Annotated in this window: 13 protein-coding genes; 7 read left to right on the top strand and 6 right to left on the bottom strand. The window is 66.2% G+C overall.

Annotation, left to right across the window (positions count from 1 at the left end):
- Positions 1–97 precede the first annotated feature (97 nt).
- A complete protein-coding gene (locus KBY96_RS07340) occupies positions 98–1,270 on the top strand; it encodes a transaldolase (RefSeq protein WP_254978712.1) in 1,173 nt (390 codons plus the stop codon).
- An 85-nt stretch (positions 1,271–1,355) separates the two neighbouring features.
- Positions 1,356–1,736 (top strand): Crp/Fnr family transcriptional regulator, encoded by a 381-nt coding sequence (locus KBY96_RS07345; protein ID WP_254978713.1) that lies wholly within the window; start codon positions 1,356–1,358, stop codon positions 1,734–1,736.
- 7 nt (positions 1,737–1,743) lie between these two features.
- Here KBY96_RS07345 and KBY96_RS07350 read toward each other — a convergent pair whose 3' ends face one another.
- The 5 genes from KBY96_RS07350 to KBY96_RS07370 are packed head-to-tail and all read right to left on the bottom strand — an operon-like array spanning position 1,744 to position 6,375.
- On the bottom strand, positions 1,744–2,925 hold the full coding sequence (locus tag KBY96_RS07350; RefSeq protein ID WP_254978714.1) for an NAD(P)/FAD-dependent oxidoreductase: 1,182 nt from the start codon (positions 2,923–2,925) through the stop codon (positions 1,744–1,746).
- Complete coding sequence (gene frr / locus KBY96_RS07355) at positions 2,922–3,461, bottom strand: ribosome recycling factor (protein ID WP_254978715.1); 540 nt, start codon at positions 3,459–3,461, stop codon at positions 2,922–2,924. Before frr ends, KBY96_RS07350 begins: the two co-directional genes overlap by 4 nt.
- Positions 3,462–3,508: 47 nt before the next feature.
- Positions 3,509–4,216 carry a UMP kinase gene (pyrH, locus tag KBY96_RS07360; RefSeq protein WP_254978716.1) on the bottom strand — a complete coding sequence of 236 codons (708 nt, stop codon included), beginning with the start codon at positions 4,214–4,216 and terminating at the stop codon, positions 3,509–3,511.
- A 49-nt stretch (positions 4,217–4,265) separates the two neighbouring features.
- On the bottom strand, positions 4,266–4,985 hold the full coding sequence (cobO, locus tag KBY96_RS07365) for a cob(I)yrinic acid a,c-diamide adenosyltransferase (RefSeq protein ID WP_254978717.1): 720 nt from the start codon (positions 4,983–4,985) through the stop codon (positions 4,266–4,268).
- A 37-nt stretch (positions 4,986–5,022) separates the two neighbouring features.
- Complete coding sequence (locus tag KBY96_RS07370; RefSeq protein ID WP_315859479.1) at positions 5,023–6,375, bottom strand: site-specific integrase; 1,353 nt, start codon at positions 6,373–6,375, stop codon at positions 5,023–5,025.
- Here KBY96_RS07370 and hemH point away from each other — a divergent pair.
- From hemH to KBY96_RS07395, 5 genes are all read left to right on the top strand, one after another.
- Complete coding sequence (gene hemH, locus KBY96_RS07375) at positions 6,374–7,549, top strand: ferrochelatase (RefSeq protein WP_254978829.1); 1,176 nt, start codon at positions 6,374–6,376, stop codon at positions 7,547–7,549. The genes KBY96_RS07370 and hemH overlap by 2 nt on opposite strands.
- Before the next feature lie 34 nt (positions 7,550–7,583).
- Positions 7,584–8,171 (top strand): M23 family metallopeptidase, encoded by a 588-nt coding sequence (locus KBY96_RS07380; RefSeq protein ID WP_254978718.1) that lies wholly within the window; start codon positions 7,584–7,586, stop codon positions 8,169–8,171.
- 219 nt (positions 8,172–8,390) lie between these two features.
- Positions 8,391–10,163 carry a biosynthetic-type acetolactate synthase large subunit gene (ilvB, locus tag KBY96_RS07385; RefSeq protein WP_396122297.1) on the top strand — a complete coding sequence of 591 codons (1,773 nt, stop codon included), beginning with the start codon at positions 8,391–8,393 and terminating at the stop codon, positions 10,161–10,163.
- A 50-nt stretch (positions 10,164–10,213) separates the two neighbouring features.
- Entirely contained in the window at positions 10,214–10,615 is a 402-nt protein-coding gene (locus KBY96_RS07390; RefSeq protein WP_254978719.1) for a hypothetical protein, read from the top strand.
- Position 10,616: 1 nt separating this feature from the next.
- Complete coding sequence (locus KBY96_RS07395) at positions 10,617–10,826, top strand: GIVxVP protein (RefSeq protein ID WP_254978720.1); 210 nt, start codon at positions 10,617–10,619, stop codon at positions 10,824–10,826.
- 1,430 nt (positions 10,827–12,256) lie between these two features.
- On the opposite strand, the gene KBY96_RS07400 is transcribed toward KBY96_RS07395, so the two are convergent.
- Positions 12,257–12,691, bottom strand: a complete 435-nt coding sequence (locus tag KBY96_RS07400) for a hypothetical protein (RefSeq protein ID WP_254978721.1) — start codon at positions 12,689–12,691, stop codon at positions 12,257–12,259.
- Between the last annotated feature and the right edge of the window lie 69 nt (positions 12,692–12,760).

The following is a 12,760-nucleotide window of genomic DNA, read 5'->3' on the forward strand; positions in this document are numbered from 1 at the left end:
CCCTGGCCATGTGGCCATTCGCGCAAGCGCCGGCCGCCAGGATGGGGAGCGGCAAGTCTCCTGGCTAGCGTTTGGGAAACTGGGAATGACGCCAGCGATGGCCAACCTGCTCGATCAACTCGCCGCCATGACCGTGGTTGTTGCCGATACCGGCGACATCGACGCGATCAAGCAGTTCACACCGCGCGACGCCACCACCAACCCCTCCCTGATCCTGGCCGCGGCCCAGATCCCCGCCTACCAGGATCTGATCGACCGCTCCCTGCGCGAGTCGCGCACTGAGATGGGCGCCGATGCCGGAGCCGATGCGGTGGTGCGCGAGGCCCTCGATGAGATCTGCGTGACCTTCGGCAAGGAGATCCTCAAGATCGTGCCGGGTCGGGTATCCACCGAGGTGGATGCGCGCCTGAGCTTCGACAGCGAGGCCACGATCGCCAAGGCCCGGCGGCTGATCCAGCTCTACAACCAGGCCGGTATCAGCAACGATCGGGTGCTGATCAAGGTGGCATCCACCTGGGAGGGCATCCGCGCCGCAGAACAGCTGGAGCAGGAGGGCATCCACTGCAACCTCACCCTGCTGTTCTCCTTCGCCCAGGCTGTGGCCGCCGCCGAGGCCGGCGTCACCCTGATCTCCCCCTTCGTGGGCCGCATCCTCGACTGGCACAAGAAGAACAGCGGACGCGAGAGCTATCCGGGGCCGGAAGATCCGGGCGTGGTTTCGGTGACCCAGATCTTCAACTACTACAAGACCTACGGCTACAAAACCGAGGTGATGGGGGCCAGCTTCCGCAACACCGAGGAGATCATCGAACTGGCCGGCTGCGACCTGCTCACGATCTCCCCGGCCCTGCTCAACGAGCTCCACAGCACCGAGGGCGTGCTGGAGCGCAAGCTCAACCCCTTCGATCCGGGGCCCACCGAAGCCCAGATCCACCTCGATGAAGAGCGCTTCCGCTCCATGCACGGCGCCGACCCGATGGCCACCGAGAAGCTCGACGAGGGCATCCGGGGGTTCTGCAAGGCGATCGAAACCCTCGAGGCCCAACTGGCCCATCGCCTGGCGGTGCTCGAGGGCGGCGCCGCCTTCGGCCATGCCGTGCACGAGATCTTTCTGCTCAACGACCTCGACGGTGACGGCTGCATCACCCGCGAGGAATGGCTGGGCAGCGACGCGGTATTCGATGCCCTCGACACCGACAACGATGGCCGCCTCGCCCCCGACGACGTGCGCGGCGGCCTGGGGGCTGCCCTGGCGGTGAGCGGGAGCTGAGCCAGCCCCAACCTCGCGGCCTTAATCGCCTCTTGACCTGGCTGGTCCACACTGGTCGGGTGATTCGCCCCGTCCCCCCTCTGCCGTGAACGCACTCGACACCATCCGCGCCCTGGCCAGTGAGGGCGAAGTGATCACGGTGCAGCCCGGTGAGCTGATCTTCCGCTCCGGCGAGAGCGGGGCGTGCATGTTCGGGGTGCTGGAGGGGGAGGTGCAGCTGAGCTGGAACAGCGATTCCGGCCATGAGCAGATCCATGCGGGGGACGTGTTCGGAGCTGGGGCTCTGGTGACCAGCGAGCACCGCCGCTACGGCGATGCCAAAGCACTCACCGCCTGCCGACTGCTGGTGATGAACCGGGAGAAATTCCTGTTCGCCGTGCAGGAATCACCGATGTTTGCGATTGAGCTCCTGGGCTCGATCGATCAGCGCCTGCGCAAACTCAAAGACTGCACCCGCATCGGCTGAGTGCCGCTCAGCCCCGCTGAAACAGCAGCCGGCGGATCACCCGCTGGGCGATGTCGCCGTAGCCCATCTCCCCCGAGAGGATCTGGGCAATGCGCTGGGGAGCGGTGGGTCGCTTGATGCCCAGCTGGTAGCCCACTCCCGGCACCCGGTAAAACACGCTGGCGATGCGCCGTCCCCAGGCCATCGATTCGCCCCAGTCGCGGCGCATCCCTTCGCTGTAGCCCGCCAGGGCATGGGCCTCGCCCGCCAGCCAGAGGTCGATGGCGGTGGCGGCCCTGCAGCCGCTCAGCAGGGCTGGCCGCAGGCCTTCGGCCAGGAAGGGATCACAGAGCGAAGCGGCATCACCGGCCACCACCACCCCCTCGCCATGGAGCGGATGGTGGCCGTCCCACACCCGCAGGCGATTGACCGTGCGCTGGCCGGCATCGGGGGCAAAGCCGAGACTGGGCAGCAGGCGCGCCAGCACGGCGTCGGCCTCGGAGCGGGCCGTGGCGGGATCGGCGGGCCGGCCGATGAAGCTGCCCAGTCCGATGCTCATGCCCCCCCGGCGGGGAAAGGCCCAGCAGAAGCCCTTGGGCACCAGCCCGAAGCCGAAATGGGCTGTGGCCGGATCGATCACCTCTCCCTCCAGCTCCACCGACATGGTGGTGGCGAAACGGGGTCGGCTGGGTCCCAGCCCCACCGATGCCGCCAGCCGCGACCCGGAGCCATCGGCAATCACCACGGCCCGGGTCTCCAGCCACCCCCCCTCCGGCTGTTCGCTGGCGCCAGGGGCCAGCTGCAGCCGCCAGCAGCCATCGCGGCGCTGCAGCCCCTGCACCGGGCATCCGGGGAGGAAGCGGGCACCGGCAAGGCTGGCCTGCTGCACCAGAAAGGCATCGAGGTTGGCGCGCTGCACGATCCAGAAGGGCGCCGCGCCCGGCAGTTCGGCCACCACCGGATCTCCCAGGTCCCAGGTGAAGCGCACCCGCTCAATCACCGCCTCCACCACCGGGCTGAGGTCGAAGGGAAACAAGGCCTGCACCGAGGCCGCCATGCCGCCCCCACAGGCCTTGGCGCGGGGGAAGGACGCGGCTCGGTCGACCACCAGCACGCGGCGCCCGGCCCGGGCCAGGTGGGCGGCGGCCGCGGCCCCGGCCGCCCCGGCCCCCACCACGATCACCTCCCACTGACCAGCTGTGGTGCTCAAACCTTGAGGATCTCTGCCTCCTTCTCGCTCAGGTGCTTCTCGAGCTCGGCGATGAAGCGGTCGGTGAGCTTCTGCACGTGGTCCTGTTCATCGCGGCTCTGGTCTTCGGAGAGCTCGCCGTCCTTCTCGCGCTTCTTGATGCGATCGATGCCGTCACGGCGGTTGTTGCGCAGGGCCACCTTGCCCTCTTCGGCGTAGCGGGCGGCGATCTTGCAGAGCTCCTTGCGGCGGTCCTCGGTGAGGGGAGGGATGTTGATGCGGATCACCTTGCCGTCGTTGTTGCAGGTGAGGCCCAGATCACTCGTGGCAATCGCCTTCTCGATCAGGCCCAGGGAGCTCTGATCGAAGGGCTGGATCTGGATCGTCTGGGAGTCGGGGGTGGTGAGGCTGGCCAGCGACTTCAGCGGCGTCTCGGCGCCGTAGTACTCCACGCTGATCTTGTCCAGCAGGGAGGCGTTGGCCCGCCCGGTGCGGATGGTGTTGAAGGTGCGCAAGGCGGCGTCCACCGACTTGCGCATCGCGGCTTCCAGATCCATGACGGAACTCAAAACGGTGGCTCAGAGACAGGGGCTTCGACTGTGGCTCAGGGGTGAATGCGGGTGCCGATCGGCTCACCGCGCACGGCCCGGCCAATGTTGCCGGGACCGAACAGATCAAACACCACGATGGGGATGGCGTTGTCCTTGCAGAGGGCAATGGCGGCGCCGTCCATCACCTCCAGCTCACCGCTGAGCACCTCCAGGAACGAGAGGGTCTCGTAGCGGCGGGCGTCGGCGTGCTTGGCCGGGTCGCGGTCGTAGACCCCATCCACCTTGGTGGCCTTGAACACCACGTCGGCATTGATCTCCGCGGCCCGCAGGGCGGCGGTGGTGTCGGTGGTGAAGAAGGGGTTGCCGGTGCCGGCAGCGAAGATCACCACCCGGCCTTTCTCCATGTGGCGGATCGCCCGACGACGGATGTAGGGCTCGGCCACCTCCTGCATGGAGATGGCGCTCTGCACCCGGGTGGGCACCCCGACCCGCTCCAAGCCATCCTGCAGGGTGATGGCATTCATCACCGTGGCCAGCATGCCCACGTAGTCGGCGGTGGCCCGATCCATGCCGGCGGCACTGCCCTTGAGGCCGCGGAAGATATTTCCCCCGCCCACCACGATCGCCAGCTGGGTGCCGTCGGCCACGCAGGCGGCCACATCAGCCGCAATCGACTGCACGATCGCCGGGTCGATGCCATAGCCCTGCTCACCCATCAGCGCTTCGCCGCTGAGCTTGAGGAGCACGCGCTTGAACCCCATCGACCCCTGTTGATCTGCGGCACCGTAGCAATGGCGCCGCCGGAGGCCCTCAGAACTCGATGCCGCGCTGGGCCTTCACTCCCTGCTCGCGGAAGGGATGGCGTACCAGCTTCATCTCCGTCACCAGATCGGCCCGCTCCAGCAGGGCCGAGGGGGCGCCACGGCCGGTGAGGGCCACGTGGGTGAGGGGGGGCCTGAGGGCCAGGCCCTCCAGCACCTGCTCCACCGCCAGATAGCCGAGTTTGAGGGCCACATTCACCTCATCGAGCACCACCAGATGGCGAAGGGGATCGGCGAGGTAATCGCAGGAGCGCTGCCAGGCGGACTGCACCAGGGCGCGGTCCCGCTCCCGGTTCTGGGTCTCCCAGGTGAACCCCTCCCCCAGGGCGTGCCAGGCCAGGGCATCGCCGAACAGCTCCAGGGCCCTGGCCTCGCCGGGTTGCCAGCCCCCCTTGATGAACTGCACCACCGCCACCCGCTCGCCGTGGCCGAGGCTGCGCAGCACCAACCCCAGCGCCGCGGTGGTCTTGCCCTTGCCGTCGCCGGTGAACACCAGCACCAGGCCCTTTTCCAGGTTGCGTTCACCGACGCGCTGCTGTTGCACGTCGCGGCGGCGGGCCATGCGGCGGCGGTAGGCCTCCTGGTCGCGCTCGGGGGCCAGTTCACCGCCGGGGCCGAGCTCTGCCGCGATCTGGTCGAGTTCCTGGGCGGAAGCTCCCGTGCTGGCGGCTGTGGCTGCGGCTGTCTCGATCTGCGGCAACGGACTCATGGGCAACGCTCCTCGGATTGAGCGCACTCTGGCGGCCTCACGCCGACCGCTGCCGGGCCAGGGCGGCGTCCACGGCCTGCTGCTGGTCGCGGCGGGTGATCCAGTGGTGATAGGTGCGGGTGTGGATCGCCACCGAGTGGCCCATCATCCGGGCCGCCACCGTGTCGGGCAGGCCGATGTGAATGGTGCGCACGGCCCAGGCATGGCGCAGGTCGTAGGGGGTGATCGGCAGCTGGTAGCGGCGGAACTGCTCCGCCACCCGGCGCCCCACCTGCTGCAGGGTGGTGCGGCGCAGATCGGTGCACACCGCCGGCAGCAGCTGCGGGCAGCCCCCCAGCCGCTCCAGCCCGAACTGCTCCACCCAGGCGGGTTGGAAGGGCCACACCTGATGCTCGCCGGTCTTGCTGGTGGGGAGCACCCGGATCACCCGGTCGCCGCCGGCGGCCAGGCTCGAGAGATCCGAGAAAAACACCTCGTGGTTGCGCAGGCCGTAGGTGGCCATCAGCCCGTAGGCCAGCCGCCAGGAGGGATTGGGGATCAGCTCCAGCAACTGCAGGATCGTGGCGTCGCTCGGCAGCTGGCGGAAGCGGGCGGCGTGCAGGCCGTAGCCCCCGGCGCGGGCGGCCCAGCCTGGAGGCAGCGACAGCCCGATGTGCCGGGCCAGGGCCGCCAGGGCGATGCCGCATTGCTGGCGGCTGCTGCTGCCGGGCTCGTAGCTTTCCAGCACCCGCTCCAGCAGGCGGCCCCAGGGCTCCTCGCCACCGCCAACACCAACGGCAACGAGCTGGCCGGTCGCGGCGAGGCTCAGCAGCCGCCGCAGATAGGGCCGGTAGGCGGCGCTCCAGGTGCTGCGGCTGCCGGCGGCGTTGCGGCGTCGCTGGGGGTCCTGGAAGAAGGCCTGCTCGAAGCCACCCAGCAGCGCCGAGAGATCCAGGCTGCCGGAGAGCGACGCGCCGAGGGCGGCCGGCCGGGCGGCCGGTTGCGACCGGCCGCCCGGCCAGTGGAAGCTGCCCTGCTCCAGCTGGCGCAACACGTCCCTCAGCCGCTGGCGGGCCTGCTCCAGCCCCGCCACGGTGGCGGGCAGGCCGAGGCTGAGGCGCTGCACCGGCCGGGTGTCGCCGCCGTGGCGGCAGGGCAGCGGACCCCGCAGCGCCAGCCTGCCGCCCCGGCGCTCAATCCTCAGGGCGATGCCGATCGCCGCCAGACGGGCGTTGTACTCGGCCAGGGCGGCGTCGATGGCGTCAGCTGTGGCGGGGGTGGCCGCGATCGCCCAACAGGTGGAAGAAGCCCGAAGGTATCGATGGGTGCGCAGCGGTGCTAGTGCCAGGGCGGCAGCGTTACGCTCTCGGTTGGTGCGCCGTACGGAAGCAGGGATGGCCAAGGAAGGCATGGCCAAAGTGGGCGTGCTGCTGCTGAACCTCGGGGGTCCGGAGCGGATCCAGGACGTCGGCCCCTTTCTGTACAACCTCTTTTCGGATCCGGAAATCATCCGGCTGCCGAACCCGGCGCTGCAGAAACCACTGGCCTGGCTGATCAGCAGCCTGCGAGCGGGTAAATCCCAGGAGGCCTACCGCTCCATCGGTGGCGGCTCCCCCCTGCGGCGCATCACCGAGCAGCAGGCACGGGAGTTGCAGAGCGTGCTGCGCCAGCGGGGCATCGAAGCCACCAGCTACGTGGCGATGCGCTACTGGCACCCGTTCACCGAATCGGCGGTAGCCGACATCAAGGCCGACGCCGTCGATGAAGTGGTGGTGCTGCCCCTCTACCCCCACTTCTCGATCAGCACCAGCGGCTCCAGCTTCCGGGAATTGCAGCGCCTGCGCCAGGCCGATCCCGCCTTCGCCGCCCTGCCGATCCGCTGCATCCGCAGCTACCACGACGATCCCGGTTACATCGGCGCCATGGCGGAGCTGATCGCCCGCGAAATCCAGGCCTGCCCCGACCCCGCCACGGCCCACGTGTTCTTCAGCGCCCACGGGGTGCCCAAGAGCTACGTGGAGGAAGCAGGCGATCCCTACCAGCGGGAAATCGAGGACTGCAGCCGGCTGATCATCGAGCGCCTGGAGCGCGACCTCGGCCACGCCAATCCCCACACCCTGGCCTACCAGAGCCGGGTGGGTCCGGTGGAGTGGCTGCGGCCCTACACCGATGAAGCCCTGCAGGAACTCGGGCAGCAAGGGGTGAAGGACCTGGTGGTGGTGCCGATCAGCTTCGTGAGCGAACACATCGAAACCCTCGAGGAGATCGACATCGAGTACCGCGAGATCGCCACCGAGGCGGGGATCACCAACTTCCGCCGGGTGCCTGCCCTCGACACCACCCCCTCCTTCATCGAAGGCCTGGCCCAGCTGGTGCAGCAGGCATTGGAGGGCCCGGAGGTGAACCTCGATCAGGCCGCCTCTCTGGCCACCAAGGTGAAGCTCTACCCCCAGGACCGCTGGGCCTGGGGCTGGAACAACAGCTCCGAAGTGTGGAACGGTCGCTTGGCGATGGTGGGATTTTCTGCTTTTCTGCTCGAGTTGATCAGTGGTCGGGGGCCCCTCCATGCGCTGGGTCTGCTCTGACTCCATGCCTGCGGAGTCCATGCCCGCGGGGTCCATGCCAGCGGGGTCCACGCCAGCGGGCCGTCGCAGCCGTCACCTCCTGCTGGGCGCCTGTCTGGGAGCGGCGGGTGCCGTCGCCATCGCCCTGCAGGGCGGCATTCTCGACCCCCAGCCCGCGCAGGCCAGCAGCGTGTGGAGCCGCGGCACGTTTCCGGTTGTGAACTTCGCCGGCTACACCAGCCACTTCGGCACCCGCACCGGCCCCTGGGGTGCGGTTGAGCCCCACTACGGCCTGGACATCGCCGCCCCCATGCACTCGCCGATCCGCAACTGGTGGGGCGGTGTTGTGGAGAGCGTGATCAACGACGGCACCTGCGGCCTCGGGCTGGTGATCCGCTCCGGCGAGTACGAGCACATCTACTGCCACCTCTCCGGCTCGGTCTCCGGCGGGGTCTACCGCAGCGGTCCGGTGGCGATCAGCGCCGGCCAGCGGCTGCGCACCGGCGAACTGATCGGCCACGTGGGGGTCAGCGGCCGCAGCACCGGCCCACACCTGCACTGGGGCATGCGCTTCCGCAACGAATGGGTTGACCCGGCCCTGGTGCTGCGGGCGATGGCCCGGGCCCGCGGCGGCGCCGTCTGAGGCGCCTGTTGCCGAGCCTCAGCTGAACCCCAGACGCGCGCTCAACCCCTAGTGTTGGCCTGACATCCAACCTGGCCAGGGTGCTTGGCCGCCGCAGCCGTGACGCTTTCGCCCCTCACCTCTGCCGCCCAGACGACCGCCCCTGACCGTGCGCTGGGCGTGGCCACCACCGCGGCCGGCGTCGGCCAGAGCCAGCGCGTCAATGGCGGCTATGCCCTGATGGACGCCCTGCGCCTGCACGGGGTGAAGCACATCTTCGGCTACCCGGGTGGGGCGATCCTGCCCATCTACGACGAACTGCACAAGGCCGAAGCCCGGGGCTGGCTGAAGCACATCCTGGTGCGCCACGAGCAGGGCGGCACCCACGCCGCCGACGCCTACGCCCGCGCCACCGGCCAGGTGGGCGTGTGTTTCGGCACCTCCGGCCCAGGTGCCACCAACCTGGTCACCGGCATCGCCACCGCCCACATGGATTCGGTGCCGATGGTGGTGATCAGCGGCCAGGTGCCGCGGGCCTCCATCGGCACGGACGCCTTCCAGGAAACCGACATCTTCGGCATCACCCTGCCGATCGTGAAGCACTCCTGGGTGGTGCGTGATCCCCGCGACATCGGCCGGATCGTGGCCGAGGCCTTCCTGATCGCCGCCAGCGGCCGGCCGGGCCCGGTGTTGATCGACGTGCCCAAGGATGTGGGCCTCGAGGAGTTCGACTACCTGCCGGTGGCGCCGGGCTCGTCGGTGCCCAAGGGCTTCCGGCTGCCGACACCACCGGCTGCCGAGGCGATCCAGGCGGCCCTCGAACTGATCCGCCAGGCGCGCCGGCCCCTGCTCTACGTGGGGGGCGGGGCGATCAGCAGCGGCGCCCACGAGGCCATCCTGCAGCTGGCGGAGCGGTTCCAGCTGCCGGTCACCACCACCTTGATGGGCAAGGGTGCCTTCGATGAAAAGCTCCCCCTGGCCCTGGGGATGCTGGGGATGCACGGCACCGCCTACGCCAACTTCGCGGTCACCGACTGTGACCTGCTGATCGCCACCGGCGCCCGCTTCGACGACCGCGTCACCGGCCGCCTGGACGGTTTCGCCCCCCGGGCCCAGGTGATCCACATCGACATCGACGCCGCGGAGGTGGGCAAGACCCGCGTGCCAGAAGTGCCGGTGGTGGGCGATGTGAAGCAGGCCGTCGAGGCCCTGCTCGCCGCCAGCAGCGGCGACAGCCCCGAGGGTCGCACCGAGGCCTGGCTGGAGCGCATCGCCTCCTGGAAGCACCACTACCCCCTGGTGGTGCCGGCGGCGGAGGGTGAGATCGCTCCCCAGGAGGTGGTGGTGGCCCTGCGGGAGCTGGCGCCCGACGCCTTCTACACCACCGATGTGGGGCAACACCAGATGTGGGCCGCCCAGTTCCTGCACAACGGGCCGCGGCGCTGGATCAGTTCCGCCGGCCTCGGCACGATGGGCTTCGGCCTGCCGGCCGCCATGGGGGTGCAGACGGCCTTCCCCGCTGAGCAGGTGATCTGCGTGGCGGGCGACGCCAGCATCCTGATGAACATCCAGGAACTGGGCACCCTGGCCCAGTACGGCCTGCCCGTGAAGGTGGTGGTGATCAACAACGGCTGGCAGGGGATGGTGCGGCAGTGGCAGGAGAGCTTCTACGGCGAGCGCTACTCGGCCTCGGAGATGACCAGCGGCATGCCCGACTTCGAGCGTCTGGCCGAATCGTTCGGGGTTCGGGGGGTGCTGATCAGCGACCGCGCCAGCCTGCATCAGCAACTGCGCGACGCCCTCGACCACCCCGGTCCGGCCTTCATCGATGTGAAGGTGCGCCGCAACGAGAACTGCTACCCGATGGTGCCCCCCGGCGCCAGCAACGCCCAGATGGTGGGGCTGCCCAGCCACCCGGAGCTGGCGATCGACACCACGCGCACCTGCGGCCACTGCGGCACCAACACCGCCAGCAGCCACCTCTTCTGTCCCAATTGCGGGGCCAAGCTCTGAACCCCGTCTTTGCCCTGCTGCCACGCCTGCTGCCACAGCTGCTGGGGGCCATGCTGATCGCTCTGATGGTGCTGCCGCCCCTGCTGCTGGGTCCCGCCGCCGTCGCCGCCGCCGAGGTGCGGCAAGTGCGTGGCGCCACCCTGCTGCAGGTGGGTGACAGCAACCGCAGCTACGCCGTGGTGCTGGCCTGTGTGGGCGTGGAGCCTGCCCAGGAAGCCGCGGCCACGGCCTGGCTGCGCCAGCAGGCCCCCCGGGGCACGCGGGTGAACCTGCGGCCGGTGGGCCAGCGCGATGGGGTGCTGCTGGCCCGGGTGCGCACCCAGCCCGAGCGCGGCCGGCCGGCCCTAGATCTGGGCGCGGCGCTGATGGCCGAGGGGCTGGCCACACCACTGGCGGACGCCGATCAGCTGGCCTGCAGCGACCGCCAGGCTGGAGACCCGAGCAGCGACTGACATGGGCATCAACCGCACCGCCAAGGGCATCGTGCTCGTGCCCTGCCTGCTGCTCGGGGGGGCCTTCCTGGCCGCCGCCGCCTGGGGCGGTGACGGAGCCGCCGCCGCCAACCGCAGCCTGGCCCTCAGCCTCGGGGGTGTGCTGATCGGCGGGGGGCTGCTGGCCCAGCTGCTGCCCGAACAGCCAGCCGAGAAAGGTGATAACCGTTAAGAAAACTAATCCAAAGCTTTCATCCAGCAGAATCAGCAAACGACTTCACTTTTGTTACTCATATCACCAGCCACTCCCTGTTCACACAAACGCATTGGCCACGCATAGCGCCCGGAGAATAGTTTGTTTCAGAACATTACAGGAGACCTACTCGGCTCGCATCCTGGCTAAAAAGAACTACTGAGAGCAAAGCAGTACTTTCCTGTATGGGCCGCAATAAAGAGCAGGCAATTCAACGATTGCCTTACAAGAGCCTTGCTATACTAACAACTATCTCTTTTGCATTCTTTCCCCATCTTGGCATTGCTAACACCTGTCGAACCGATGGGCCTCTCAGGGTTTGCATAGACCCACCATTTTTCTCAGTTGTCGACCTATCAGACGGGGCGACCATGACCGGTCAGTGCGGTGGCGGCGCTAGTTGGCATGGCTGGTCGGAATATTTTGCAAGAAGGCTTTATAGATACGCATGCGGATCTGACCTTGAATTTAGAAGATATTAATTCATTCAAATCACCTTACTACGCTTACATTGTCTTAACCGTGATTACGAAGAAGCGTTCTCGCGCATAGGAGAGCTAAGACCATGAATCTGTTCAATAAGTCACTGCCAGCTGTGATCGCCGCTGGATTAGCACTTTCTGTCCTAGGCTCAAAGGCAACGGCGCAGATTATCAGCCAGAGGTATGTAGAGTTGGACATGATATTCACCTTCAATACACCCGCCAGTAGCACACACGTCGGCGGCGGGCAAACAAATTGCTACAACACCGGTTTCGGCAATGTGAGCTGTGTGACCACTCCTCCCGTTTACATTAATACTCCTGCTTCTACTAGGCAGAAAGTTCTTAGGGTAAAAATAGATTGTATTGATCAGACTTTTGACGCCAAAGGGGATGGACAGCCTTGGAGAAGCATTAGGGAGGACGCCGCGGTATTTCAAGCAGCTATGCGGCTCTGCCGCAGATAGCCAGTAACAACACAGCACAGCACAGCAGCTGTTCAGGATAGTTTTAATCAGAAGCGTTCCTTCATATCGAATAATCTTGTTTTTAAAGTCATTTTCTAGACCAGACTTAATTGCCAAATAAAGAGTATGATTTGCGAAACAAACGGGAGCCATTGCAAAGCAAAAAGTCCGCAGGCCAGCACGATCTGGGCTCGCTGCACGATCGAATGGGGCAAAGATCGTGACCAGGCAAGGGCCTGGAGTTACTGAATCACGTCCTCGCTGATGACCAGCGGAGGCATCGGGCGGCCAAGCGTCAAGAGAAACCTCGGCAAGAGACCTGATTCTAGCTGCTATCTCCCCTGACAGCAGTAGATTTCGGCAACCAAGCAACCTTCACTCAATAGGATTGATCAAGTTTTTACCGTGGCAAGGGATGCTTAACTCTCAAAAGTCCACAATCCACAAAAAGTGCTTGTCATTACTTTGACTGCAATGATCTTACCTGCTTTTCAATATTTGCAAGATTCTCGTCAATAAATTTCTTATCACTAGCACTTAGATTCTGGTAACAGAGAGCTTTCACTCTCGCAATCGTATCGATACCAACACCGTTAACCAGTTGAGTATCGCTGAGCTTGCCATCTCCAACTCCCGATATCATTGAGCCATGAACTTCTCGAAGAACAACTACAACCATGTTAATATTTGGGCCAATTGTCTTTTCTAGTGGCACTTTCTGATCAATTGCCATGGAGCAAGAGGAAAAGGCGCCCATCTGGGAGTATTTTGCAAGATCGTCTCTTGTTGCAGGCCTTGACGCTGCGCCTGTCTGGGCTTGGGCTGGCTCGAGCGAGATAGAGGCTGCTAAAGCCAAGGATGCTGATGCGATCAGGAATTGGGAGAGACGGGACACTGATTTCAGTGGATTGGCGCTTGCCCACTGTGCCACCTGTCTCCGGTCTGTCCCAGTGCGTCGTGCCGT

This window comes from Cyanobium sp. ATX 6A2, assembly GCF_024346355.1.
Taxonomy (GTDB): Bacteria; Cyanobacteriota; Cyanobacteriia; order PCC-6307; family Cyanobiaceae; genus NIES-981.

What these genes read in the sequence shown, in the direction of transcription:
- KBY96_RS07370 (WP_315859479.1), bottom strand. Translation starts at nt 6,375, where the DNA reads ATGCCTTCCTTGGCCATCCCTGCTTCCGTACGGCGCACCAACCGAGAG.
- KBY96_RS07395 (WP_254978720.1), top strand. Translation starts at nt 10,617, where the DNA reads ATGGGCATCAACCGCACCGCCAAGGGCATCGTGCTCGTGCCCTGCCTG.
- frr (WP_254978715.1), bottom strand. Translation starts at nt 3,461, where the DNA reads ATGGATCTGGAAGCCGCGATGCGCAAGTCGGTGGACGCCGCCTTGCGC.
- hemH (WP_254978829.1), top strand. Translation starts at nt 6,374, where the DNA reads ATGGCCAAAGTGGGCGTGCTGCTGCTGAACCTCGGGGGTCCGGAGCGG.
- pyrH (WP_254978716.1), bottom strand. Translation starts at nt 4,216, where the DNA reads ATGGGGTTCAAGCGCGTGCTCCTCAAGCTCAGCGGCGAAGCGCTGATG.
- KBY96_RS07390 (WP_254978719.1), top strand. Translation starts at nt 10,214, where the DNA reads ATGCTGATCGCTCTGATGGTGCTGCCGCCCCTGCTGCTGGGTCCCGCC.
- KBY96_RS07340 (WP_254978712.1), top strand. Translation starts at nt 98, where the DNA reads ATGGCCAACCTGCTCGATCAACTCGCCGCCATGACCGTGGTTGTTGCC.
- ilvB (WP_396122297.1), top strand. Translation starts at nt 8,391, where the DNA reads ATGGACGCCCTGCGCCTGCACGGGGTGAAGCACATCTTCGGCTACCCG.
- cobO (WP_254978717.1), bottom strand. Translation starts at nt 4,985, where the DNA reads ATGAGTCCGTTGCCGCAGATCGAGACAGCCGCAGCCACAGCCGCCAGC.
- KBY96_RS07380 (WP_254978718.1), top strand. Translation starts at nt 7,584, where the DNA reads ATGCCAGCGGGGTCCACGCCAGCGGGCCGTCGCAGCCGTCACCTCCTG.